This window comes from Burkholderia crassaminum, from assembly GCF_964265005.1.
Taxonomy (GTDB): domain Bacteria; phylum Pseudomonadota; class Gammaproteobacteria; order Burkholderiales; family Burkholderiaceae; genus Burkholderia.
In genome coordinates, this window is record NZ_OZ183800.1 from 2,757,158 (window position 1) to 2,779,855 (window position 22,698).

Annotated in this window: 22 protein-coding genes; 8 read left to right on the forward strand and 14 right to left on the reverse strand. The window is 67.5% G+C overall.

Translation table 11 applies throughout. The features are described 5' to 3' along the window. Positions 1-24 precede the first annotated feature (24 nt). Entirely contained in the window at positions 25-918 is an 894-nt protein-coding gene (locus ACPTTF_RS29355) for an SDR family oxidoreductase (protein ID WP_423369250.1), read from the reverse strand. A 95-nt stretch (positions 919-1,013) separates the two neighbouring features. Between ACPTTF_RS29355 and ACPTTF_RS29360 the strand changes: the two genes are divergently transcribed. The 4 genes from ACPTTF_RS29360 to ACPTTF_RS29375 all read left to right on the forward strand — a co-directional run bounded on the left by ACPTTF_RS29360 (position 1,014) and on the right by ACPTTF_RS29375 (position 4,978). Beyond that, entirely contained in the window at positions 1,014-1,883 is an 870-nt protein-coding gene (locus ACPTTF_RS29360) for a helix-turn-helix transcriptional regulator (protein ID WP_423369251.1), read from the forward strand. A 186-nt stretch (positions 1,884-2,069) separates the two neighbouring features. Further along, positions 2,070-3,299: a cyanate transporter gene (locus ACPTTF_RS29365; RefSeq protein WP_423369252.1), complete on the forward strand. Its 1,230-nt coding sequence runs from the start codon at positions 2,070-2,072 to the stop codon at positions 3,297-3,299. A 144-nt stretch (positions 3,300-3,443) separates the two neighbouring features. Beyond that, positions 3,444-4,214, forward strand: a complete 771-nt coding sequence (locus ACPTTF_RS29370; protein ID WP_423369253.1) for an ABC transporter substrate-binding protein — start codon at positions 3,444-3,446, stop codon at positions 4,212-4,214. A 344-nt stretch (positions 4,215-4,558) separates the two neighbouring features. Then, complete coding sequence (locus ACPTTF_RS29375; RefSeq protein ID WP_423369254.1) at positions 4,559-4,978, forward strand: RidA family protein; 420 nt, start codon at positions 4,559-4,561, stop codon at positions 4,976-4,978. Between the two features lie 54 nt (positions 4,979-5,032). Here ACPTTF_RS29375 and ACPTTF_RS29380 read toward each other — a convergent pair whose 3' ends face one another. Continuing rightward, positions 5,033-5,416: a hypothetical protein gene (locus ACPTTF_RS29380; RefSeq protein WP_423369255.1), complete on the reverse strand. Its 384-nt coding sequence runs from the start codon at positions 5,414-5,416 to the stop codon at positions 5,033-5,035. A 224-nt stretch (positions 5,417-5,640) separates the two neighbouring features. Here ACPTTF_RS29380 and ACPTTF_RS29385 point away from each other — a divergent pair, with 224 nt between their 5' ends. From ACPTTF_RS29385 to ACPTTF_RS29395, 3 genes are all read left to right on the forward strand, one after another. Further along, positions 5,641-6,162, forward strand: a complete 522-nt coding sequence (locus ACPTTF_RS29385) for a GNAT family N-acetyltransferase (protein ID WP_423369256.1) — start codon at positions 5,641-5,643, stop codon at positions 6,160-6,162. Between the two features lie 254 nt (positions 6,163-6,416). Further along, on the forward strand, positions 6,417-6,749 hold the full coding sequence (locus tag ACPTTF_RS29390; RefSeq protein ID WP_423369257.1) for a putative quinol monooxygenase: 333 nt from the start codon (positions 6,417-6,419) through the stop codon (positions 6,747-6,749). 81 nt (positions 6,750-6,830) lie between these two features. Continuing rightward, on the forward strand, positions 6,831-7,112 hold the full coding sequence (locus ACPTTF_RS29395; protein ID WP_423369906.1) for a hypothetical protein: 282 nt from the start codon (positions 6,831-6,833) through the stop codon (positions 7,110-7,112). Positions 7,113-7,171: 59 nt separating this feature from the next. On the opposite strand, the gene ACPTTF_RS29400 is transcribed toward ACPTTF_RS29395, so the two are convergent. Then, positions 7,172-7,834 (reverse strand): hypothetical protein, encoded by a 663-nt coding sequence (locus ACPTTF_RS29400; RefSeq protein WP_423369258.1) that lies wholly within the window; start codon positions 7,832-7,834, stop codon positions 7,172-7,174. A gap of 340 nt (positions 7,835-8,174) precedes the next feature. Between ACPTTF_RS29400 and ACPTTF_RS29405 the strand changes: the two genes are divergently transcribed. Then, entirely contained in the window at positions 8,175-9,233 is a 1,059-nt protein-coding gene (locus tag ACPTTF_RS29405) for a DUF1176 domain-containing protein (RefSeq protein ID WP_423369259.1), read from the forward strand. A gap of 163 nt (positions 9,234-9,396) precedes the next feature. Here the strand turns inward: ACPTTF_RS29405 and ACPTTF_RS29410 are convergent, their stop codons facing one another. The 11 genes from ACPTTF_RS29410 to ACPTTF_RS29460 all read right to left on the reverse strand — a co-directional run bounded on the left by ACPTTF_RS29410 (position 9,397) and on the right by ACPTTF_RS29460 (position 22,626). Further along, positions 9,397-10,881: an amidohydrolase family protein gene (locus ACPTTF_RS29410; RefSeq protein ID WP_423369260.1), complete on the reverse strand. Its 1,485-nt coding sequence runs from the start codon at positions 10,879-10,881 to the stop codon at positions 9,397-9,399. A gap of 105 nt (positions 10,882-10,986) precedes the next feature. Continuing rightward, positions 10,987-12,465, reverse strand: coding sequence for a sodium:solute symporter family protein (locus ACPTTF_RS29415; protein WP_423369261.1), 1,479 nt, complete (start codon positions 12,463-12,465; stop codon positions 10,987-10,989). Further along, positions 12,462-12,674: a DUF3311 domain-containing protein gene (locus ACPTTF_RS29420; RefSeq protein ID WP_423369262.1), complete on the reverse strand. Its 213-nt coding sequence runs from the start codon at positions 12,672-12,674 to the stop codon at positions 12,462-12,464. The genes ACPTTF_RS29415 and ACPTTF_RS29420 overlap by 4 nt, the downstream gene beginning before the upstream one ends. Positions 12,675-12,713: 39 nt before the next feature. Continuing rightward, positions 12,714-13,829: a porin gene (locus ACPTTF_RS29425; protein WP_423369907.1), complete on the reverse strand. Its 1,116-nt coding sequence runs from the start codon at positions 13,827-13,829 to the stop codon at positions 12,714-12,716. Positions 13,830-14,198: 369 nt separating this feature from the next. Next, on the reverse strand, positions 14,199-15,713 hold the full coding sequence (locus ACPTTF_RS29430) for a serine hydrolase domain-containing protein (RefSeq protein ID WP_423391189.1): 1,515 nt from the start codon (positions 15,711-15,713) through the stop codon (positions 14,199-14,201). A gap of 65 nt (positions 15,714-15,778) precedes the next feature. Continuing rightward, complete coding sequence (locus ACPTTF_RS29435; RefSeq protein WP_166954611.1) at positions 15,779-16,168, reverse strand: BON domain-containing protein; 390 nt, start codon at positions 16,166-16,168, stop codon at positions 15,779-15,781. Between the two features lie 38 nt (positions 16,169-16,206). Further along, positions 16,207-17,265, reverse strand: coding sequence for a porin (locus ACPTTF_RS29440; RefSeq protein ID WP_423369263.1), 1,059 nt, complete (start codon positions 17,263-17,265; stop codon positions 16,207-16,209). Between the two features lie 110 nt (positions 17,266-17,375). Continuing rightward, the gene (locus ACPTTF_RS29445) at positions 17,376-18,695 is read right to left on the reverse strand and encodes an MFS transporter (RefSeq protein ID WP_423369264.1); all 1,320 of its coding nucleotides are present in this window, start codon (positions 18,693-18,695) and stop codon (positions 17,376-17,378) included. A gap of 42 nt (positions 18,696-18,737) precedes the next feature. After that, positions 18,738-19,874, reverse strand: a complete 1,137-nt coding sequence (locus tag ACPTTF_RS29450; RefSeq protein ID WP_423369265.1) for a CaiB/BaiF CoA transferase family protein — start codon at positions 19,872-19,874, stop codon at positions 18,738-18,740. 3 nt (positions 19,875-19,877) lie between these two features. Then, a complete protein-coding gene (locus ACPTTF_RS29455; protein ID WP_423369266.1) occupies positions 19,878-21,059 on the reverse strand; it encodes an acyl-CoA dehydrogenase family protein in 1,182 nt (393 codons plus the stop codon). 13 nt (positions 21,060-21,072) lie between these two features. Further along, positions 21,073-22,626 carry an AMP-binding protein gene (locus ACPTTF_RS29460; RefSeq protein WP_423369267.1) on the reverse strand — a complete coding sequence of 518 codons (1,554 nt, stop codon included), beginning with the start codon at positions 22,624-22,626 and terminating at the stop codon, positions 21,073-21,075. Positions 22,627-22,698 lie beyond the last annotated feature (72 nt).

The following is a 22,698-nucleotide window of genomic DNA, read 5'->3' on the forward strand; positions in this document are numbered from 1 at the left end:
AGCAACGGCCCGCCCGCCGCCCGCTCAGCCTTCGAAATACCGCGGCCGGTCGATATCGGCCAGCAGCCCCGGCTGCGTCGGCGCCCAGTCGAGCGATGCACGCGTGCGCTCGCTCGTTGCCGGCGCATCCATCCCCGCGAACATCGCGAACCAGCCGAAGTGCTCGGCGGCTTCAGCCGCCGTTTTCGCGACGACCGGCACGTTCAGCCGCCGGCCGATCACTTCCGCGATTTCTCGGAACCGTACGCCCGTATCGTCAACCGCGTGATAGCGCGCACCGGCCGCGCCGCGCTCGACCGCGAGCCGGTACACGCGCGCCGCATCGAGCCGGTGCACGGCAGGCCAGCGATTGCTGCCATCGCCGACAAAGGCCGACACCCCCTTCTCCCTCGCAAACGCGATCAGGCGCGGCACGAAGCCGTGATCGCCGTCGCCGTGCACGGACGGCGGCAGGCGCACGACCGACGCGTGCACGCCGCGCGCTTCCAGCGCGACCGCAGTCGCCTCCGACGCACGCGGATAGGTGGACGACACCGGCACGTGCGGATCGTCTTCCGTCGCCGCGCGCCCGGGCGCGACGAGCGCGAGACCCGACGTGACGACCAGCGGCCGCGCCGAGCCCGCGAGTACCGCGCCGATCGTCTCGATCGCGCGACGGTCCAGTTCGCAGTTCTGCGCGAAGCGCGAGAAGTCGTGATTGAATCCCGTATGGATCACCGCATCGGCGGCTTCGGCGCCGCGCGTGAGGCTGTCGAGGTCCTCCAGCGACCCGCGATGGACGTCGGCGCCAGCCGCCGCAACCGACGCGGCGGCCGCGTCGGACCGCGCGAGACCGAGCACCGAGTGCCCCGCGGCAACGAGTTCGGCAACCACGGCCGAGCCGACGAATCCCGACGCTCCAGTAACAAAGACACGCATGTTCAGCACCTCCGGATGGCATGGAGGATTACTATCTGTCGACGGCCGCTCGCGGTGAAGACGTGACGGTTTACCGGTAAACGAACTAACAGGATATGGCCGACGCCCCCGACAACCTGCTCGGCGCGTACCTGCGGGACCGCCGCGAGAAACTCGACCCGGCCGCGCTCGGGCTGCCGGCCACGCGCCGCCGCACGCCGGGCCTGCGGCGCGAGGAAGTCGCGCAGCGCGCGCACGTGAGCGCCGCGTGGTACACGTGGCTCGAACAGGGGCGCGGCGGCGCGCCGTCGGCCGACGTGCTCGACCGGCTCGCCCGCGCGCTGCTGCTGAACGACGCAGAACGCGAGCACCTGTTCCTGATCGGTGTCGGCCATCCGCCGGAAGTGCGCTATCACGCACCGGCCAGCGTGACGCCGCGCCTGCAGAACGTGCTCGATTCGCTCGATGCGAGCCCCGCGATCGTGCGCACCGCGACCTGGGACGTCGTCGCATGGAACGTCGCCGCGGCCGCGACGCTGACCGACTATGCGACACTGCCGCCGCCCGCGCGCAACATCCTGCGGCTGATCTTCGTCGACGACGGCGTGCGCGACGCGCAGCCGAACTGGGAACGCGTCGCGCGCTTCGCGGTGGGCGCGTTTCGCGCGGACGTCGCGCGCGGCGGCGCGACGCGGGCCGTGCAGGCATTCGTCGACGAGATGCGCGCGACGAGCGCCGAATTCGATGCGATGTGGCGCGACCACGATATCCATGCGCACGACGAAAGCACGAAGGAAATCCGCCATCCGCAGGCCGGCCGGATCGCGCTCGACTATTCGGCGTTCTCGGTCACGGGCCGCCCCGACCTGAGCCTCGTGATCTTCACGCCCGCGACGCCGGCCGATCGCGCGCGCATTCGGGCACTCGTCGCGGCCCGCGAACACGCGGGAGAACGGCAGGGGGAACAGCGCGCGCCGGCAGCCTGACGACGTGTGACATCCACCGCGCACCCCGCCCCGCCAGCCGCGCCCATCCGGCCCCGTCGCCTCGCGCGAATCCATCGCATTCCGCACTGATTCCCAGTCGAATATTTAATTTTTGCCTGGCGTAGCGCGCGCTTACCCTTTCGGCATCGCATCACTGGGCCACCGGCCCCTCCCTGGAGCATCCCGATGTCCGATCCCGGCACCGCGCAAGCTGTCCGCCGCCCGCATGCGGCTTCCGTGTCCTATGGCGCGCTCGCGCTGCTGGTGCTGGCCGGCCTCAACCTGCGTCCGTTCCTGACCGCGTTCGGCCCCGTGCTCGACATCGTGCGCGCCGACACGGGCCTCGGCTTTCGCGCGGCCGCGCTGCTGACCACACTGCCGTTCGTGCTGATGGGGGTCGTCGCCGGGGCCGGTGTCGGACTCGCGCGACGCGTCGGCGAGCAGCGCGCGCTGACCGTCGCGCTGGCACTGATCGCGGCAGGCTGCATGGCGCGCCTGTGGACCGGCGGCAGCACCGGCCTGATCGCGACCGCCATCGTCGCGGGCGCCGGCGTCGCCGTGGTCCAGGCGCTCGTGCCCGGCCTCGCGAAGCGCTGGTTCGCCGGCCGGCTGCCGCTCGCGATGGGCCTCTATTCGGCCGCGCTGGTCGGCGGCGGCGCATTCGGCGCGGTCGCGAGCCCGTGGCTCGCCGCGCACGGCGGCTGGCATCTCGCGCTCGCCGTGTGGGCCGTGCCGGCACTCGTCACGCTCGCGCTGTGGCGCGCGAAAGCGCCGCGCGACGCCGTGCACGCCGCAGCGGCGGCGGCGCCGCTCACCGCGTTCGCCCGCATTCCGCGTGCGTGGCAGCTCGCGCTGTTCTTCGGGCTCAGCAACAGCGGCTACGCCAGCCTCGTCGCATGGCTGCCCGCGTTCTACCGCAGCATCGGCATGAGCCCGCAAGCGAGCGGCAACCTGCTCGCATGGATGGCGCTGTTCCAGGCGACCGGTGCACTCGCGATGCCGTTGCTCGCGAAACGTTCGCCCGACCGCCGTGCCGTGCTGTGGCTCACGCTCGCGCTGCAGGCGGCCGGCTTCGCCGGGTTCGCGACGCTGCCCGCGTTCGCGCCGTGGTTCTGGGTCGCGAGCGTCGGCCTCGGTCTCGGCGGCTTCTTCTCGATGAGCCTGATCGTCACGCTCGACCACCTGCCCGATGCGCGGCTCGCAGGCGCGCTCGCCGCGTTCGTGCAGGGCATCGGCTTCCTGACCGTCGCGGCGAGCCCCTGGCTGATCGGCTGGCTGCGCGACGCAGGCGGTGGCTTCGCGATCGCCTGGTGGATGCATCTCGGCGTGATCGCCGCGATGGCCGCACTGAACGCCGCGTTCTCGCCCGCCGGCTACCGGCACAGCATGGTGCGCATCACCGGCGCCGCCCGCTAAAGCCCCCCTTCGAATCCGGACGCTGCGCCGGCCGCTTGCGGCGAAGCGTCCAGCCGCCCGCGCGTGGCCGGGCGCGGGCAGTCACGCCTGTCGGCCGCCAGTTCGCTTCACCACAAACAACATCGACCGGTATTGGAGACAATCATGAAAAAGCTCGTTCTGGCCATTGCGCTCGCGCTGACGGCAGGCGCCGCCGCCGCGAAGGACCCGGCCGTCCTGCGCCTCGGCGTCGACCCCAGCTATGCGCCGTTCGAATCGCTCGCACCCGACGGCAAGCTCGTCGGCTTCGACATCGATCTCGGCAATGCGATCTGCGAACGGATGAAGGTGCGCTGCGTGTGGGTCGAGAACGCATTCGACGGGATGATCCCGGCGCTGAAGGCGCGCAAGTTCGACGGCGTGCTGTCGTCGATGAGCGTGACCGAGAAACGCCTCGCGCAGATCGCGTTTACCGACAAGATCAACAACGTTCCGCCCCGGCTCGTCGCGCGGCGCGGCTCGAACCTGCAGCCGACGCCCGAATCGCTTCAGGGCAAGAGTGTCGGCGTCGAACAGGGATCGACGCAGGAGACTTATGCACGCACGTACTGGGAGCCGAAGGGCGTGATCGTCCGCACGTACCAGACGCAGGATCTCGTCTACCAGGACCTGCTGTCGGGGCGGCTCGATGCATCGCTGCAATCGTCGGTGCAGGCCGATCTCGGTTTCCTGAAAACCGCGAAGGGCGCGAACTTCGCATTCGCGGGGCCGCCGCTGCATGACCCGAAGACGCTCGGCGTGGGTTCGGCGATCGGTGTGCGCAAGGATGACGACGCGCTGCGCACACAGATCAACCAGGCACTCGCGAGCCTGATCCAGGACGGGACGTACCAGCGGATCGCGAAAAAGTATTTTTCATTCGATATCTATAACTGACCGCGAAAGCGGAACACACGAAGGGGCGTGGTACGCGCATGCACCACGCCCCTTCTTCACGTTCACGACCTGCCGAGGTCGATGGTCAGCCGGCTTTTTCGCAGGACAAACGCAGCACCCGCCATCCGCACCTCGCAATGCGGCGCCATTCCGCGCAGGAAGCCTAACCTTTCGTTTTTCCGTTTCCTGAACTGTCTGAAAGAGATCACGATCCGCTGTCTCGCCAGGCGCCCACTGCCGGATCGCGTAGCGTACCGCTCCCGGGAGAAAACACGATGCGAACGCGCTGCCTTGCTGCCGGATTCATCGGATCCGGTTTCCTTCTGTGCGGCTGCACGACACCCATGGGCCAGCAAGCCGCTTCCGCCGGGACACCGCTGGAATATGTGCAGGCCCCCGATCAGTACGTGATCCCCGTGCCGCTCGCGCCGGCCGTCAAAGCCGGCAATCTTCTGTTCGTTTCGGGCATTCCCGCTTACGACCGGAACGGCAAGCTCGCGGTCGGCGACTTCACCAGGCAGATGACTCAGGCGATGGAGAACGTCACCGGAATCCTCAAGGCCGCAGGCACGGGCCGGGATCGCGTGGTGAAGGTGGATGTGATGCTGGTGCGGCGTGAAGACTTCAAGGAAATGAACCGCATCTACGCGGGTTACTTCCAGGCCGGGAAATTCCCGGCCCGAAGTACCGCAATCGTGGCGTCATTGCCGAATCCGGACTTCCTCGTGGAAATCGACTGTATCGCCGTGGTGGACAAGCGATGACGCATGTCGCGAACGATCGCGACATGCACGCACCGCCCGCATCGAATGGCGCGACTACGCCGCTCGCTGCAACAGGTCGGTCGCGAAAGACTTCGCGTGCTCGACAGCCTCCTGCGCGTCGCCGAACACACCGAGCTGATCCCAGTGCTCTTCGGCCGCATACGTTCCCTTCACGGCGAGCGCCCGCTGAACGCTCAACTGCGCCGCGTAACTGCCATCCTCCAGCGGACGGGCCGTCGCAACCACCTTGTGCGGCGGGCTGGCCCGCTCCGGCTGAATCAGCTCGACCGCCCCGCCGGCCATGTCGACATTCATCAACTCGTTCCTCGCTTTGCAGTCCGGGCAGTAGAAGCACCACCCCGCATCCTCCTGATGGGGCCTGATCTGCCCGCGAGCGAGCACGGCGCGGCATTCAACGTTTTCGCAGATGAACGGCATTGCAGTCTCCGAAGTTGTTTGTGGAAAATCCTAGCATGTCCGTCGACGGTCAACCACCGGCATCGTCATCGACTTGACCGCCGTGCCGGTGATTCGCGCCGCCGCGACGGTCAGGCGACCGCCATAGCCCTTGACACGCCGCGCACGCGGGTCGACCGGGCGCTCGCGAACCGGATGTCACCCGGGATAAACTGTCTGCCCGACCACGAACCGAGCAATCCTCCATGCTGATCCGCGTTGCAAACCTGACCGATGCCATCCCGCTGGCCGAATTGAAGCGCGACACGTTTCGCGAAACCTTTCTGGAGGATGGCTTCGGCATCGACTACCCGCCGAACGACCTGGCTGCGTACGAGACCCGCACCTATTCGGTGGAAGCGATCACGGGCCAGCTCGACGATCCCGGGTGCCGCACGTGGGTCGCTGAAAGCGACGACGGGCAGCTGGTGGGTTATGCACACGTGGGGCCGTGCAAGCTCCCGCACCCGGAAGTCGCCGACGGTTCGGGGGAGATCCATCAAATCTACCTTCGGCGGGGTACGCAAGGGACCGGCGCCGGGCGCGCGTTGTTCGACTCCGCACTGGACTATCTCGCAACGGAACGCCCCGGCCCGGTATGGCTCGGCGTGTGGTCCGGCAACGCGAAGGCCATTGCGTTCTATGAGAAGGCCGGGTTCACGCGCGTCGGCACGTACGATTTCAAGGTCGGCGATTCGACCGATCTGGAATTCATCTACCGTCGCTGACGCGATGGATCGAGAACCGGGGCAATTGACGCGCCCCGGCCGATCGCGTTATCTTGAATTTATGCAGCTCGATCCGATCCCCTTCGCAAGCATCACCACAACGACGACCGTCGGCAACGGTGGGTCGTCCGGGATGCGCACGCGGTAATCTTCGCAGCTGCATGTCACCAGGGCCCCGCCGGCAAAAGACGGGGCTCTTCGCATTTGCGGCGCCTCGCTTGTCCGGCATCACGTCATATGAGCCAGGAGTCGCCATGAACGAAGTCGATCATCAAGGCCGGAACAGCGCAGACGAGGTGCTGCTCGTCATCTCGATTCAAACCCTTCCCGGAAAGCGTCACGAGCAGATTGCCGCGTATGAACACCTCGCGCCCATCGTTCGCGCGGAACCCGGGTGCCTCCAGTACGACCTGCATTCCGTCGCCGACGATGAAAACCGGTTCGTGCTGATCGAGCGCTGGGCGTCGGCGGCCGCGCTGGCCGCTCACGACGCGACGCCGCATATGGTCGCCAACGATGCGCGCAGCCCGGGGTTCAGGGCGGCACCGGCAACGGTGGTGCGGTTGATGCCCGAGCGCGTCGCATAGGTGGAAAAGCGTTCGTCGCGGATTCCGGGGGGGCGCTTCGCAGGTGCCCGCGTTCGGCGATGAAAGGCCGTTCGCGGCAACCTGTCTTCGAACAACATCGGAACATTTCGCGCCGGTGCGCTGGCGGGTGTCGGAATCGGCCTGTTCACTCGGCCTTCACTTGCCGGCGAACTTTGGCATCCCGACATAACCACCGTGCTCGACGATTCGTTGAACGAAGTCAAAGACGTCAGCCTCGTCTGGCCAAAACACCGGTATGTGTCGGCACCTGTCCGAATGGTGACGGATTTTATCCGTCACGCAGGCCTGCCGTGTTCAGCCAACCATCGGAGCGAAAATGCGCTCGGCCCCAATCGCGCGTGACGCAGACACGCCGTGACTGAAACTGCGGGTGCCCGCATCAGGAAGGAATCAGCGCATCGTCAGTCACTGCGCGGATATGGCGACGGCGTCATTCGTGGATCGTTGGTCGGCATGTCGATACCCAGCAACGACAGAAGCGGCGGGTCAAAGCAATGTTGCGGGAAGAAGTGATTGAAATAGGAAACGTCCTCGCGTCGGTCCGCCCTCTCGAACATCGCTTCAATCGGCCCCCAATAGTATTGCCAGGACAACCTGTCCATCTCGCGCTGTCGATCGCCCGGAAGCGCATCGGTTTCAATCGTGCTCAGCCCGTCGTGCGTGAATCGATAGACGCGCCAGAACCCGTCGCTCAGGAAATTCGGCGCACTCGGCGAGAACGCGACATAGTCCGCACCGGCTGCGTCCCGATACCCGGCAATGCGGGTAAATGCCTGAAAGGACGGGATGCCGGCCATGCTGTCCGGATCGCGCAATTCGAGCTGGTAGAAATAGAACAGCGTCTGCGTGGCTTCGTCATACCGGACGACCAGCTTGTTGCCGGGGTTGTGATACCACCCGGTCGCCGGATCCGTGTATCCGCCATAACCGTCCGGCTGCAGGCCCGGCTTCCTGCCCAGGATGCATCGAACATCGTCGATCAGTGCATCACCCCAGTCGGCATAGAACTGATTCAACCGTGTCTTGCCAATCGATACAGAAGCGTAGATACCTACCGGCTCCATGCGTTTACTCCGTCAAGGTGGGTCCGATTCATCACCACGCATGTTACAACCAGCCCCGGCGCGAGCATGTCGGCTCGTTGCAATCAATCGAACGGTACCCGGGGTTCGTGACATAACCGGAACGAAAAATCGGCAAGCGCACGTATGCAGAACAATGCGGCAATAACGCCATGGTCAATTCGGCATCACGCAAGGTCGAGTCGACCGCAGTCATTCGTGAAGCATTTGCTTTTGCTTCGGCCTTTGCGTCGATTCAAACAATACCGCACCGGAATGCCTTTTCATGTCCGGCACATCACTTGCGTTACGATTCACGTCATCCTCAACTCCGTGGAAGCACATGAAGACTCGCGCCATCGCGGTGAGCACGGTGCTCATTGCGCTTTTCGCCAGCGCAGCGCTTGCCCAGGAACCCGGCGCGCCCAGCTACGACACCTACAAGTCATGGCTGGTCGCCTGCGACAACGGCTTGACCTGCGAGGCGAAGGGTCTCGCGAACGGTGGCGAGAACGGCGCCGACTTGCGCTTCATTCGTGCGGCCGGGCCGAACGGCGCGCTCACGGTACGGCTGAGCGTCGCCACCGACACCAGCATCAATCTCGATGACCTGCGTGTCGACGACGCGCCGCTGCGGCTGGACGACTCGGCCTGGCGCGCGAAATTAGACAAAGGGATAGCGACGTTGTCGACCACGCGACCGGCGGCCGTGGCGGCCTTCGTCTCACGGCTTCGCAACGGCACGAAGCTTCAGTTCGGCGAAGATGCAAGCGCTTATGTTCCGCTCGATGGCATGGTCGCCGCGCTGCTGCGTGTCGATGACCGGCAAGGGCGCATCGGGGGAACTACCGCGTTGATCCGCAAGGGGCCTGCCCCCGCGTCCCAGGTCACGCCTGCACCGCCGCTTCCCGTCGTACCGGAACGGAAGATCGCATCGCAGTTGTCCGATCAAGAAGAAGAAGAGCGCCTGATCGCGCGCGTGAAACGTATCCGGGATGCCAGCAGTTGTGAGGAGAATGCGTCACGGTATCTCCATGAAACAGCGTATGCACTCGACAAGAGCAAGGCGCTCGTGTTTCTTCCATGCATCATGGGCGCCTACCAGGGTTCGTCGGATGTGTTCATCGCCCCGCGCATCGGTGGCGGAAAACCGGAGCCCGTCAAACTGCCGATCCCTGAAGGGGGCTTTTCAGACCCTTCACTGACCGAACCGTCCTTCGACCCGGCTACCGGCACCCTGTCGACTTTTGGCAAGGGACGCGGGCTGGCCGATTGCGGCTATCAGGCCAGCTGGATCTGGGATGGCCATGCGTTCCGGATGTCGGCTGAGTCGCAGCAGAAAACGTGTGGTGGCGTTCAAGGAGGCGACTGGCCCACGCTCTATCGGTCGCGAAGGAAGTAAGCCAGCGATCACCTTCGATGACGCTGATTCGATACGGTCGTTCGTGCGACCGCACTGGAGGCGGTTGACCGAGGCATCGTCGACGATCCGGGCGGCGTTGCCGAACGAACGAGCGGGCCTGCCGCGCCGACACGCCGCCGCACGACCACGCCCGCCCGATCGCTCAGTAGCGGCTGCGCCCCCACAGCGTCTTCGGCTCGTCGAGCAAATGGCGCAGCCCGCTGCGCTCGATCGTGATTGCCGCGACTTCATTCACCCGTTCGAGCACCGCGTGCTCGTCGACCGACAACACGCGCCGATCCTCCATCAGCACCCTTCCGCCCACCATCGTCATGCACACGTCGGCCGCGTTCGCGAAACACGTCACGCGATACACGGGCATGTTCATCGGCATCATGTGCGGCCGGAACAGGTCGACGAGGATGAGGTCGGCGAGCTTGCCGGCCTCGAGCGAACCGGCCTCGTGATCGATCGACAGCGCCTTCGCCGCGTCGATCGTCACCATCTCCAGCACCTTGCCGTGCGGCAGCACGTCCGGGTCGCGGAAATGCCGGCGGTGGTAATGCATGCACTGCCACATGTGGCGGAACATGTCGTAGCCGCGATCGGGCGCTGCGCCGTCCGACGCGATCGCCACCGTCACACCCGCATCGATCAGCTCGGGCACCGGGCAGCGCCCGATGATCGACATGATCGCGCTCGGGTTGTGGACGATCGCGGTGCCGGTCTCGACGCATGCCGCGATGTCGTCGTCGGTCAGGTCGATGCTGTGCGACATGAACGACGTCGGGCCGAGCAAGCCGAGCTCGCGATGCGCGAACGCGAGCGTGCCCGCGCGGTGGCCGTCCTGCGTGAACGTCAGCCCGCGCTCGCGCGCGAGCGCGCCATAGCGCGCGGCCTGATCGCGGAAGTCGCGCTCGTACTGCGCGAGCTCGGGATCGTGTTCGGGCCCGTACACGGGCAGCGTCAGCGCGATGCGGATCCGGCCATCGGCATCGCCGTGGCATTCGTCGACGATGCGCTCGCACACGTCATACATCGTGTCGAAACCGATATCGCGCGTGTCGCTGCCGTCCGGCGTGTGGCGCGTATAGGCACGCGGCGCGGGCGGGCGCGACGGGCCGATCGCGACGATCGAGCGCGTACCGGTGCGCACGACCGCGTCGCAATGGCGCCGCGCATAGACCGGATCGTCGACGCGCATGATCGAATTGCCGCCGCCGAGCAGCGACACGCCCGTCGTCACGCCGGCCTTCAGCCGTTCGAGCGCGGCGAGATGCGATTCGGCTTCCCAGAACGCTTCATCGGACGCGCGCGTATAGATCGTCTCGGCCGCGGCCGACCACGCATCGCCGTCGGCGCCGCCGATCGTGCGCAGCATCGCGTGGCCCGCGTGCGCATGCGCATCGATCAGGCCCGGCAGCACGGCCCTGCGGCGCGCGTCGATCGTGCGCGCGGCGCGGTAACGCGCCTGCAATTCATCGGTGCCGCCCACGGCGACGATGCGCTCGCCCTTCACCGCGACCGCGCCGTTCTCGATCACGCGTCGCTGCGGGTCCATCGTGATCACGCAGCCGTTCGCGATCAGCGTGTCGATCGCTTCGCGGTTGTCGTCCCGGTTATCCCCTCGCTTGTCCTCGGTAGTCATCGCTCAGTGTCCTGTTGTGGTTCGATGGGTCTTGCTGCCGTCCAGCGGCCGGGCCACCGGGCGGAACCCCGGCGGCCCGGCGACGGCGTCATCCATGAAAAGCGCTCACGCCGAACCGACCGGCGTCGCGATACGCGCCTTCAGCTTGCGCTGCACCGCGCTGATCACGATGAACACCACCGCATTCACCGCTAGCGCGACGAGCCCGGGGTTGATCGACGTCAGCGTGTTCGACGCGCCCGGGAACAGCGACGCGAGCGTCACGCCATAGTAGTTCGTCATCGCAATCACGATCGCGCCGGCGACGATGCCCGCGAACGCGCCTTCACGCGTGCCGAACGGCCGCTTCAGGAAGCTCGACGCGAGCATCGGCACGAGCTGCGTGAGCAGGCTCGACGAGAAAATCGCGAGCGTGACGAAGGTCGCGCCGCCGCGCAGCACGAAGTAGACGACCACCAGCGTGAAGATCGGCAGCGCGATTCGTGCGACGCGCGTCACCTCGCGGTCGGTCGCGTTCGGCGCGAAGCCTTCGCGGTAGATGTTGCGCGCGATCGTCGTCGAGGCGTTCAGCATGATCAGCGAGCCCGGCACCAGCGCGGTGAGCAGCCCCGTGCCGCCGACGATGCCGACGAACCACGCGGGGAACGTCTGCTTCACGAGGCGCAGCAGCGCGAGATCGGCCTGCGCGCCTTCGAGCCCGCGCACGGTCATCACGGCCGCGAAGCCGACGAGGAACAGGAACGCGATCAGCACCTGGTACAGCGGCATCAGGATCACGTTGCGGCGCAGCGCGCGCTCGTCCTTCGCGACGTAGATCGCGGTGAAGCCGTGCGGATACAGGTAGTAGCCGAGCGACGTGAGCAGGATCGTCGAGTTGTACCAGCTCAGGTTGAAGCCGTGCTCGGGCATGCGCAGCAGTTCGGGATGCACGGCGTCGATCTTCGCGAACATCTCGCCCAGGCCACCGTAGTAATGCATCGGCAGGTACAGGCCGAGGAAGATCGCGATCGCGAGGATCAGCACGTCCTTGAAGATCGCGATGCTCGCCGAGCCGTGGATGCCCGACACGACCATGTACACGGCCATCAGCGTCGCGGCGATCCAGATCGCGGCCGCCTGCGGAATCAGCCCGTACGACATCTCCGACACGATCACGCCGAGCCCGCGCAGCTGGATCATCAGCAGCGACACCATCGCGAACACCGCGACGACCGACACCAGCACGCCGATCGCTCGGCTGTCGTACTTCGACGCGAAGTAGTCGGCGAACGACACGAGCCCGCGCTCTTTCGCGTAGCGCCAGACCGCCGGCAACATCCAGTAGCCGATCACGAACGCAAGGCAGCCGTACGACAGGATGTAGAACGCGGGCACGCCCTTGCTGTAGGTCCAGCCGCTCGCGCCGAGGAACGAGAACGTCGAGAACGCCTCGCCGGCCATCAGCAGGAACGTGAGCAGCGAGCCGAAGCCGCGGCCGCCGACTGCCCACTGTTCGAGCGTGAGCTTGCGGCCGCGGCGCGCCATCACGCCGATCGCGAGCGCGAACACGGCGAACGCCGCGATGATGATGATCGAAGCGTTCATCGCGCGTCTCCCGAACGGCCCGCGCGGGCCGCGTCGCGCTCGTCGAGATGGAACAGGATCGCGAGGATCGCGGCCGTCGCCGCCATCCAGATCAGGTTCCAGACGAGCAGGAACGGCAGCCCGAACAACAGCGGCCGCACCTCGGCAATCGAGCCGCCCGCATACATCCCGACGAACGGCAAAGCCGCCAGCAACAGTTTGAATTTCATGTGAGCCTCCTCCGGAAGACGCGCGTACGCATCAGGACATCAGAACTTCTGGCGGATGCCGACCACCACCGCCACCTGCGACGTCGTCGACGACGCGCTGTCGGTGCCGTCGATCCACGCCTGGCCGACACCCGACGACGCCTTCTGGTAGAAGCCGTTCACATACACGTCGGTGCGCTTGGACAGCAGGTACTGCAGGCCGGCCGATACCTGGTGGTAGTGGCCGCTGTCGCTGGCGCGCGCGACCTGCGTGTAGGTGTAGCCGGCCGCCGCCATCAGCGCGGGCGTGATCATGTAGCGCAGGCTGCCTTCATAGTTGTTGAAACGCAGCGCGCCGCCTGTCGCCTGCCCGAAGTTCGAGCCCGTGTACAACAGGCCGAGCGTGGCCGGCCCGATCGCGTAGCTGCCGCCCGCGCCCCAGATCTGCTGGCGGATCGCGTTCCCGAGGCTCGCACCGAACACCGATTCCGACGACGGATAGTAGTTATCCGAAGCAACTGCGCCGCTCGTGCTGACCGCCGGATGATTCACGCGCGCATACGCGGCGCCCGCGTTGAGCGGCCCGTTCACGTACGTGACGCCCGCGCTCCAGCTGTTGTCGTTCGCGAAGCCGGTCGAGTTCGAGAGGCCGTACACGAGGTTCGCCTGCAGGCCCGCAACCGTCGGCGATACGTACTTCACCGCGTTGTTGAGACGGAACGTGTTGTTGATGTCGTCGTTGTCGAACGGGTGCGTCGAGTACTGCGCGAGGAAGCTGCTCATCTGCAGCGAGCCGAGGATGTCCTGCGTCGAGTTGTACTGGCGGCCGAGCGTCACCGCGCCCCAGTTCGCGCCGCTCAGGCCGACCCACGCCGAACGCCCGAACATCCGGCCACCCTGCCCGAGCGCGCCGTTCGCGACGTTGAAGCCGTTCTCGAGCCGGAAGTTCGCCTTCAGGCCGCCACCGAGATCCTCTGAGCCGATCAAGCCCCAGCGCGGGCCCGATTCATTGCCGCCCGTGAATTGCCACAATGCATGGCCCTTCGCGTTGTTCGTGTAGGTCACGCCCGCGTCGACGATCCCGTACAGCGTCACCGTCGACTGCGCGTGCGCGGCGCCGGCAAACAGCATTGCAATGGCCGCGTTCATGCATGCGACGCCCGTCTTCCTGTCCATCATTCGCACCATCTCCGTCATCTCCTCTCCAAACCTGCTCATCGATGTTGTGTTGTGTTTTGTCGTCCTGCCCATGCATCCCGATCGAGTTGTATAGACAGTCGCTGGATGGTATCCAGCCGCAATCACATCAAGAAATGAAATGTTCAACTGGTCGGCAGTTGAAAATCGAATGGCAGGCGACGGGAAGGGAGATGAGCGAAGTCCGGGCGACCTCGCAAGAGAAACGAAAGCGCGGAAGTCCGCACGATGCGGCGCGTTTTGGTCAGACGTGAATGGCTCGCGTAAGCAAGCTGACGATTCGGCGACGCGCGATGCGGCTATACGGTTTTCCCTGACAGCCGATGCACCGCGCGTCCGGACGGCGAGTTATCGCAGTTTCTCGGCGACCGCGCGCGCCACCATGCTCAGCGCGTCGCCGCGTTCGAGCGCCGCGCGCTGCCGTGTCGCCTGGCCCTGCGCACCGAGTGCCCGCGGCGCGAAGTCCGGCGACGACGAGAACTTGACGATCGTCAGCGCGGCCTTCGGATCGACGAGGATCGACTGGCCGAAGCGCCCCGCCGCCGCGAACGAGCCGTCGCCGTCGTTCACCTGATACCAGTAGTCGCGATACGCATAACCGTCCTTGCCGGGGACCACGTTGCCCTTCGCGAACAGCACCTCGTTATGCGCAGGCTGCAGCGCCGCGCGAATCGTTGCGGCGGGCAGTGTGCCCGGCGCGCCGCCAAGCCCGGTGCGCACGCGTTCCGCGAAGCGTGCGGCATCGCGCAGCGTCGTGTAGAGCCCGCCGCTCGCCATCGCCATCGCGTTGCGGTCCACGGCGACGTAGGCATCGTCTTCCGCGAATTCGCGCCACAGCCACCGCTCGACCAGCGCGCTCCACGATTGCCCCGTCGCGCGCTGCATCGCCCACGCGACGGCTTCCGGCGAGCCGTTCTGGTAGAACCACATGCTGCCCGGCGCCACGTCCGGCACGCGCTGCACGGTCTGCAGGAACTCGACGATGCTGGCCGGCGCGCCTTCGCGGTGCGGCACCAGCCCGACCGCGCCGAACAGGCCGAGATCGGGCGGCACGCCCGGCGTATAGGCGGTGGGCACTTCCATGTCCAGGTTCTGCTGCAGCGTCGCGCTGCCGAACGGCGTGTCGGCCAGTTCTGGCACCGCGCGCGACAGCGGCGCGCCCGCGTCGAGCACCCCCGATTCGATCATCTGCGCGGCCAGCAGGCCCGTCACCGATTTCGTCATCGACGCCCATGCGTGCGGCTGATCGGGCCGGAAGCCGTCGAAATACCGCTCGTAGACGATCCGGCCGCGCTGCACGACGATGAAGCCGTCGGTATGGGTCGCGCGCAGGTACGCGTCGAGCGTCAGCGTCTCGCCGCCGATCGTCACTGGCAGCGCGTCGAGGCCGGGCGCCAGGTGCTCGGGCAGCGGCATCGGCGCGGCCGCGTGCCGGATGCCGGCCGTCGGCGCGAGCAGTCGCGTGTTGCTCAACGCCCAGCGCAGTCGCGCGGGCGTGAATGCATTCGCCTTATTGACGGCCTGGTCGGCCGGCGGTGGAAAGCCCCGCATCACGCCCGGCGCGGCAGCGTCGGTCGCGGTGGTCGCGGTGGTCGCGGTGGTCGCGGTGGTCGCAGCGGTCGCGGCGGTCGCGGCGGTCGCGGCGGTCGCGGCGGTCGCGGCGGTCGCGGCGGTCGCGGTGGTCGCGGTGGTCGCGGTGGTCGCGGTGGTCGCGGTGGTCGCGGTGGTCGCAGTGGTCGCAGTGGTCGCAGTGGTCGCAGTGGTCGCAGCGGTCGCAGCGGTCGCAGCGGTCGCGGCAAGCGTGAGCCCGCCGGCCAGCACGAAGGTGCCGGCCAGCCGGCGGGTGCGACGGGTAGCCGTCAAGCTTCGATGAATTCGCACCGAGTCATGCCTCGTAGTGGAAAGTGAACGGGCGACGTGCCCAGCAATCAGGGTTGCTGGCCGTCGATTCGCAGCAGGTTCGACACCGACGCGACACCGTCGACGCGCCGCGCGGCCGCCGCCGCGAGATTCGCCTGGTTCGTATCCGTGACCGAGCCGGCCAGCGTCACGTTGCCGTCGCGCGCCCGCACGAGGATGCGCGTCGCGTTCAGGTTTCGGGTGCGCGCGAGCGCCGTGCCGACGCGGCGTTGCAGCTTGCGGTCGGCTGCCTTGCGTTGCGCCGGCGACAGGCCGGCCGGCGCAGACGCCTGCGCGGTGTCCTGCACGGGTGCCGACGACGGGGCCGCCGCGCTCGCGGCGTCGGATTGCGCATGGGCGGCGACGGTGCAGCACATTGCCATCAGCAGCCCCGCGGCAAGTCGGGATGAAGTACGCATGATCGAATCACACTCCGGAAAAGCGGTTGAAGGAAATCTCAGAACTGCGTCATCAGGCCGATCGACACGCCGGTCGTCGCGCTCGCGCCGCGCCGCAGGTTCAGCGCCGCGATCGTCGCGGGGTCGCGCATGTACGCGCCGGTCATCCCGTTGCGGTCGACTTCGACATACAGCTCGGTGCGCTTCGACAGGAAATACTCGGCGATCGCATAGGTCGTCAGCTTGTGGCCGTCCGCGCCCGACGCGTTGCCGAGATTGCGCGCGCGGTCGTAGAACGCGGCCGCGCTCAACTGCACCGACGGCAGCGGCTGCACGACGACGCCGAACGACGGGATGTCGTCGCGCCGCGACGGCGCGCCGGCCTTGTTCGCGGTGACGTTCAGCGACGCATAGCTCAGGTAGAAGCGTGCGCGGCCGAGCTGCAGCGTGCCACCGGCCTGGATCGTCTGCGCCGACTGCGTACCGTCCGGGCTGTACGTCTTCGCGTACGACGCGCCGCCCATCAGGTCGGCCAGCGTATACATCGCGGCCGCCGAATAGTTGGTGCCCGCGCGCGACGCGCCCGCGACGCCGCCCGGCGAATAACTCGCACCGACCCGCAGCCCGCCCGCCTGCCCGAGATACTTGATCGTGTTGTTGAAACGCGAATCGAGCGTGAAGAAGTTGCCGTCGAACAGCACGCCCGGCTCGACCGCGAGCGACTGCCCGCGCCCGCCGAGCGGATCGAGCGCGATGCCGAGATCCTCGGCCGCGTTGAACTGGCGGCCGAGCGTCACGCGGCCGAAGTCGCCCGACAGGCCGACATACGCGGCTTGCGAAAACAGCGTGCCGGCCGTCTTCACCGCGCCGGTGCCGCTGTTGAACGCGCCATCGAGCACGAACAGCGCCTTCAGCCCGCCGCCGAGATCTTCCTTGCCGCGCAGGCCGAACTCGTTGCCCGCGATGATGTTGTTGTTGAAGCCGACCTGACTGCCGCCCGGCAACCCGTTGACCCAGCGCACGCCGCCACCGATCCGGCCGAACAGCGTCACGCTGGACTGCGCGTGCGCGGCCCCCGAAAGCGCGCCGATCAGCGCCGCCACCATCACCTTTCTCATGCGTCTCCTCCTTGTTGTCGAATCGTCTGTCTTCTTTCTTTCCTGCCAATCGATAAGGATTACTGCGCTTCAGGCGCGCTCCTGGTTCCGGCACGGTCGATGCCGCGGCGTCAGCCGCGCGACTCGCGCATCGCGCCCGGCGTGTCGTGCGGCCGTTGCGCCAGGCGGCGCAGCGAACGCTGCGGATCGAGACACAGCACGCCGAACACGCCGCACAGCACGAGCACCACGCCGCACACGAGGCTCGCCTGCTCGAAGCCGCGCGCGGTCGACGCGCCGGCCGCCTCGATCAACAAGCCCGTCACGATCGGCGCGCCGAGGCCCGCGAGCGACGCGAAGCCGTTGCTGAGCGCAAGCACGCCGCCGCGCTGTGCGTCGGGTGTGACTTCGGCCAGCATCGCGGGGCCGATCGAATACATCGTCAGCGTCATCCCGCTGCCGAGCGTCAGCGCCGCGAGCTTCGCCGCGCGCGGCAGGTCCGGCAGCGCAAGCGCCGCCAGCAGCAGCCCCGCGATCGCCAGCGTCGTCGCGACGAACACGCCGCGCCCGTAACGCGACGGCACACCGCGCGCGAGCAGCACCTGCGACAGCCACGCGAGCGCGAGGCTCAGCGGCGACGTAACGGCGACGAACAGCGCGAACATCCGCCCCGCCGCATGCGGCTCGAATCCGAGCCCGAGCTGCAGGTAGGCCGGCATCCACGTCAGGCTCATCGCCAGGATCCAGTTCGCCGCGAAATGCCCGAGGAAATTGCCGATCACCGTGCGATCGGTCAGCAGCAGCCCGTACGGCACGCGTTCGTCGCGCGCGACGCCGGCCGCCCCCGCCACGCGGCCCCCGCGCACGAGCGTGCCCTCCTCGCCGCATGCGGCCCACGCGACGCACCACAACGCGCCGAGCGCCGCGAGCACCGCGAAGTTCGCGCGCCAACCCCAGTGCGTCGTCACGACCGGAATCGACAGGCCGGCGATCAGCATGCCGAGCGCGCTACCCTGATGCAGCAACGCGACCGGCAGGTTGCGCCGCGCATCCGGAAACCACTTGTAGAGCGCATGCACGGCGACCGGCGACGCGGGCCCTTCGCCCGCGCCGAGCAGCACGCGACACGCGATCACGACCCAGATCGACCCCGCGACCAGCATCGGCAACTGCAGCACCGACCACGCGGCCGCCATCCCGAACAGCAGCCACTTCGCCGGCCATCGGTTCGCGGCGATGCCGCCCGCGACGGCCGCGACCGCGAACAGCCAGTTGAGGCTGCCGCCGATCAGGCCGAACTGCGTCGGGCTCAGATGCAGCTCGCGCATCATCGGCACCGACACGAGCCCGAGCGCCACCTTGTCGAGAAAATTCACCAGCATCATCAGCGCGAGCATGATCGCGATCGACCATGCCCGTGCCGGGCGGTATTGCGTGTCGCCTGTCGTCATCCGTGTCTCCGTGTTTTCTGTCAGGGCCGTCGTGCGCGGCCGCTACGCGTCGTGCTCGCCGAGGCGCGGCACGTGTTCGTCGCCGTCCGGCAGCCCCAGCGAGAACTTCACCGGGAAGCGCACGGCGAGCGCTCCGTCGATCTCGCGGGCGACGCCGCGCGCACGCACGTGCGGATCGGCGAACAGCTCGTCCGGGTCGAGGAGCGGCGACACCGGCAGGTCGAAGCCGCGCAGCATGCGCATCCAGTCGTCCAGCGTGCGGCTCGCGAACATCGACTTCAGCAGTTCGCTGACCTCGCACTTGTGCCGTTGCCGGCCGGCGCGGCGCGCAAAACGCAGATCGCGCAGCGCCGGGAACGCGTCGCCGAGCGCATCGCCCAACGTCATCCAGAACTTGTCCTCGAGGATGCCGAGCGCAAGATGGCGGCCGTCCGCCGTCTCGAACAGGTCGTTGTCGGGCATCACCCAAGGCGCGTCGGCGGGCGCGGCGCCATGCGCGCGGGACGCCCATGCGGCGGGCGCCGTCCACGCCAGCGTCGCGTCGTGGATCGACACATCGAGGTGCTGCCCCTGGCTGTTCGCACGCGCGCTCATCACGGCCACCGACAGCGCCAACGCCGCGTGCATCGCGGCGGCGTAGTCAGCGAGCCGCACGCGCGGCCGGCCGACCACGTCGTCGACCTGCGCCGGGATCGCCCAATAGCCGGCTTCCGCGAGGAAATTCAGGTCGTGGCCGGGGCGTGCCGCATTCGGGCCATCCTGTCCGTAGCCCGAAATCGAGCACATCACGATGCGCGGGTTGATGCGCGCGAGCGTGTCGTAGCCGATCCCGAGACGCGCCATCACGCCGGGCCGGAAGCCTTCGACGACGGCGTCGGCACGGCGCACGAGATCGAGAAAGCGGTCGCGATCCGCCGGCGCCTTCAGGTCGAGCGCGACCGACCGCTTGCCGCGGTTGAATTGCGCGAACACGGCGTCGCCGAGCAGGCGTGCTGCATCACCGGTGAGCGGCGGCTCGATCTTGACGACGTCAGCGCCGAGCTGCCGAAGCAGCGCGCACGCATGCGGGCCGGGCAGCAACTGGCTCAGGTCCAGGATCGTCACGTCGTTCAGGCACGACCATGCGGGTTTCGCGTGCTGCTGCGCCGGTTCGTCGGCGTGCGGGGCATCGATCGTCATCGCTCACGCTCCCGCGCCGGCCGGTTCGAGAATCGCCTTCGCGATCGTGTTGCGCTGGATCTCGCTCGTGCCGGTCAGGATCCGGAACATCCTCAGCTTGCGGAAGGTCTGCTCGACCGGATGGCCGCGCGTCACGCCGACGTTGCCGTGAATCTGCACGGCCTTGTCGGCGACCTCGAAGCAGCGTTCCGATACGAACAGCTTGCACGCGGCCGCCGCCATGCGCAGGTCGGCGCCCGTGTCGGCGAGCATGGCCGTGTGCGCGATCATGCTCTCGCACGCCCACAGCGCGGCGGCCATGTCGGCGAGCATGTGCTGGATCGCCTGGAAGCGCGCGATCGGGCCGCCGAACTGCCGGCGCGTGCGCGCGTAGTCGAGCGATGCGCGATAGGCCGACATCGCGAGGCCGAGCATCGTCGGGCAATGCAGCAGCCGGTTCACGTTGATCCGCGACATGCCGAGCTTGAAGCCGTTGCCGACGCCGCCGAATACGTTCTCGCGCGGCACGCGCACGTTGTCGAAACGGATGTCCGCATCGATGTGCTGGCCCGACATCGGCACGTATTCATGCTCGACGGTGACGCCCGGCAGGTCGAGATCGACGAGCACCGCCGTGATCTGCGGCGGCGTCGCGGCCGCGTCGGTCACGCACATCACGATCGCGAAATCGGCGAACGGCGCGCCGCTGATGTAGTGCTTCGTGCCGTTGATCACCAGCGAGTCTCCGTCCTCGACCGCCGTGGTGCGAATGCTCATCGCATCCGAGCCCGAGTGCGGTTCGGTCAGCGCGAAGCAGGTGGATTTCTCGCCGCGCATCACCGGCTTGAAATAGCGTTCGAGCTGCGCGGGCGTCGCGTACTTCAGCATGTTGCCGACGCGCGGCGGCCCGCCCAGCTCGCCGAGCACGTGCGGCGCAAGCGCCGCGCCCGATGCGGCCAGGTCGGCTTTCAGCGCGCAGGTCTCGACGATCGACAGGCCCTTACCGCCGATCGCGACGGGCAGGCTCGCCGTGTAGAAGCCGAGTTCGGACGAACGCCGCCACACGCGGCGCAGCACGTCGCGCGGCCACACGGCTTCGGAGTCCAGCCGCAGCTCGCGCTCGATCGGGCGCAATTCGTCGTCGACGAAGCGCAGCACGGCCGCGCGCAGCGCGACGAATTCGGGGCGATCCAGATGATCGAACATGGTGAGTTCTCCTTCAGTTGACGCGGCGCGAGACGCCGTGCCAGTACTGCTCGCGTACGAGCTTGCGGGCGATCTTGCCGCTGGCGTTCTTCGGCAGTTCGGCAACGAAATCGACGGCGCGCGGCAGCTTGTAGTCGGCGAGCAGCGCGCGGCAATGCGCGACCAGATCGGCGGCCTGCGCGTCGCGGCCGGGCTTCAACACGACGACGGCCTTCACGGCCTCGCCCCACTTTTCGTCGGGCACGCCGACGACGCATGCCTCGAGCACGTCCGCATGCCGATAAAGCGTCGCCTCGACTTCCGTCGGGTACACGTTGAAGCCGCCCGAAATGATCATGTCGTTCTTGCGGTCGACGAGGTAGATGAAGCCTTCGTCGTCGGTGCGCGCGAGATCGCCCGTATGCAGCCAGCCGTCGACCAGCACCTCGCGCGTCAGCTCCGGCGCGTTCCAGTAACCCTGGAACACGTCCGCGCCGCGAATCACGATCTCGCCGAGCGCGTCGCCTTCGACTTCACGCCCGTCCGCGTCGACGACGCGCACCTCCGTCTCGCCGAGCGGCCGGCCGCACGACGCGAGCCGCGCATGATCGGACAGCAATGCGTAGGCGTGATCTGCGATGCCGAGACGCGTGACGCCCGACGTCGACTCGCTCGCGCCATAGCCCTGCGACAGCACCGGGCCGATGCGCGACCAGGCCTCCTCGATGCGCGCCGGCGCCATCGGCGCCGCGCCGTAGCCGAGCACTTTCAGGCTGCGCAGGTCGGCGCGCACGAGGTCCGGCTCGTTCAGCACCATGTTGATCATCGCCGGCACCATGAACGCATGCGTGATGCGCAACCGCGCCACGTCGGCGAGGAAGCGCGCGGGCTCGAACGCATCGAACAGCACGAGCGTCGCGCCGCAGAACAGGTAAGGCTGCATCAACATGCCCGACGCGTGCGTGATCGGCCCGATCAGCGCGAGCCGGTCGCCGGGTTGCGCGGGGCGGTCCATGCCGAGCACGATCTTGCGCAGCGACGCGAGCCGGTTGCCGTAGCTCTGCATCGCGGCCTTGATGCGCCCCGTCGAGCCGGACGAGAAATGCAGCACCGCGAGATCGTCGATGGCCGGCGCGTAGTCGGGCATCGCGCTGCTGCCCTGCGCGAGCAGCGTTTCGTAATCGAGGTAGCCGTCGGTCGCGCCGTCGATCGACACGAACCGTTCCACCGACGCGAAGCCCGGCGAGTCCGGCGTGTAATGCGTGTAGCCGCGGCCGCCGATGAACGCGACGGGCGTGCAGTTGCCGACGACGTCGGCCGCCTCGGCCGCGGTGAAGCGCGGATTCAGCGCGGCCTTCACGAGGCCGGCCTTGTACAGCGCGCACTCGATCTCGACGAGCTCGATGGCGTTGCGGGCCTGCACGGCGATCCGCGCGCCGGGCGCGAAGCCCAGCCCGCGCAGCGCGTTCGCGAGGCGCGTCGAACGCTCGTCGAGCTGACGGTAGGTGACGGCGCGGTCGCGATGCAGCACGGCGGGCTGGTCGCCCCAGTAACGGGCCGCGCGCCGCAGGAAGTAGGCGAAGCTCAAGCGAATTCTCCTGGTCGAACGATGCCGCCAGTCTGTAAGATGCACGGGCATCACCACAATGCATTACTGGCT

Coding starts and splice junctions, on each gene's coding strand:
- ACPTTF_RS29455 (WP_423369266.1), bottom strand. CDS start 21,059: ATGTTCGATCATCTGGATCGCCCCGAATTCGTCGCGCTGCGCGCGGCC.
- ACPTTF_RS29370 (WP_423369253.1), top strand. CDS start 3,444: ATGAAAAAGCTCGTTCTGGCCATTGCGCTCGCGCTGACGGCAGGCGCC.
- ACPTTF_RS29440 (WP_423369263.1), bottom strand. CDS start 17,265: ATGAGAAAGGTGATGGTGGCGGCGCTGATCGGCGCGCTTTCGGGGGCC.
- ACPTTF_RS29400 (WP_423369258.1), bottom strand. CDS start 7,834: ATGGAGCCGGTAGGTATCTACGCTTCTGTATCGATTGGCAAGACACGG.
- ACPTTF_RS29385 (WP_423369256.1), top strand. CDS start 5,641: ATGCTGATCCGCGTTGCAAACCTGACCGATGCCATCCCGCTGGCCGAA.
- ACPTTF_RS29435 (WP_166954611.1), bottom strand. CDS start 16,168: ATGCGTACTTCATCCCGACTTGCCGCGGGGCTGCTGATGGCAATGTGC.
- ACPTTF_RS29420 (WP_423369262.1), bottom strand. CDS start 12,674: ATGAAATTCAAACTGTTGCTGGCGGCTTTGCCGTTCGTCGGGATGTAT.
- ACPTTF_RS29410 (WP_423369260.1), bottom strand. CDS start 10,881: ATGACTACCGAGGACAAGCGAGGGGATAACCGGGACGACAACCGCGAA.
- ACPTTF_RS29365 (WP_423369252.1), top strand. CDS start 2,070: ATGTCCGATCCCGGCACCGCGCAAGCTGTCCGCCGCCCGCATGCGGCT.
- ACPTTF_RS29360 (WP_423369251.1), top strand. CDS start 1,014: ATGGCCGACGCCCCCGACAACCTGCTCGGCGCGTACCTGCGGGACCGC.
- ACPTTF_RS29375 (WP_423369254.1), top strand. CDS start 4,559: ATGGGCCAGCAAGCCGCTTCCGCCGGGACACCGCTGGAATATGTGCAG.
- ACPTTF_RS29380 (WP_423369255.1), bottom strand. CDS start 5,416: ATGCCGTTCATCTGCGAAAACGTTGAATGCCGCGCCGTGCTCGCTCGC.
- ACPTTF_RS29445 (WP_423369264.1), bottom strand. CDS start 18,695: ATGACGACAGGCGACACGCAATACCGCCCGGCACGGGCATGGTCGATC.
- ACPTTF_RS29415 (WP_423369261.1), bottom strand. CDS start 12,465: ATGAACGCTTCGATCATCATCATCGCGGCGTTCGCCGTGTTCGCGCTC.
- ACPTTF_RS29425 (WP_423369907.1), bottom strand. CDS start 13,829: ATGGACAGGAAGACGGGCGTCGCATGCATGAACGCGGCCATTGCAATG.
- ACPTTF_RS29405 (WP_423369259.1), top strand. CDS start 8,175: ATGAAGACTCGCGCCATCGCGGTGAGCACGGTGCTCATTGCGCTTTTC.
- ACPTTF_RS29450 (WP_423369265.1), bottom strand. CDS start 19,874: ATGACGATCGATGCCCCGCACGCCGACGAACCGGCGCAGCAGCACGCG.
- ACPTTF_RS29390 (WP_423369257.1), top strand. CDS start 6,417: ATGAACGAAGTCGATCATCAAGGCCGGAACAGCGCAGACGAGGTGCTG.
- ACPTTF_RS29355 (WP_423369250.1), bottom strand. CDS start 918: ATGCGTGTCTTTGTTACTGGAGCGTCGGGATTCGTCGGCTCGGCCGTG.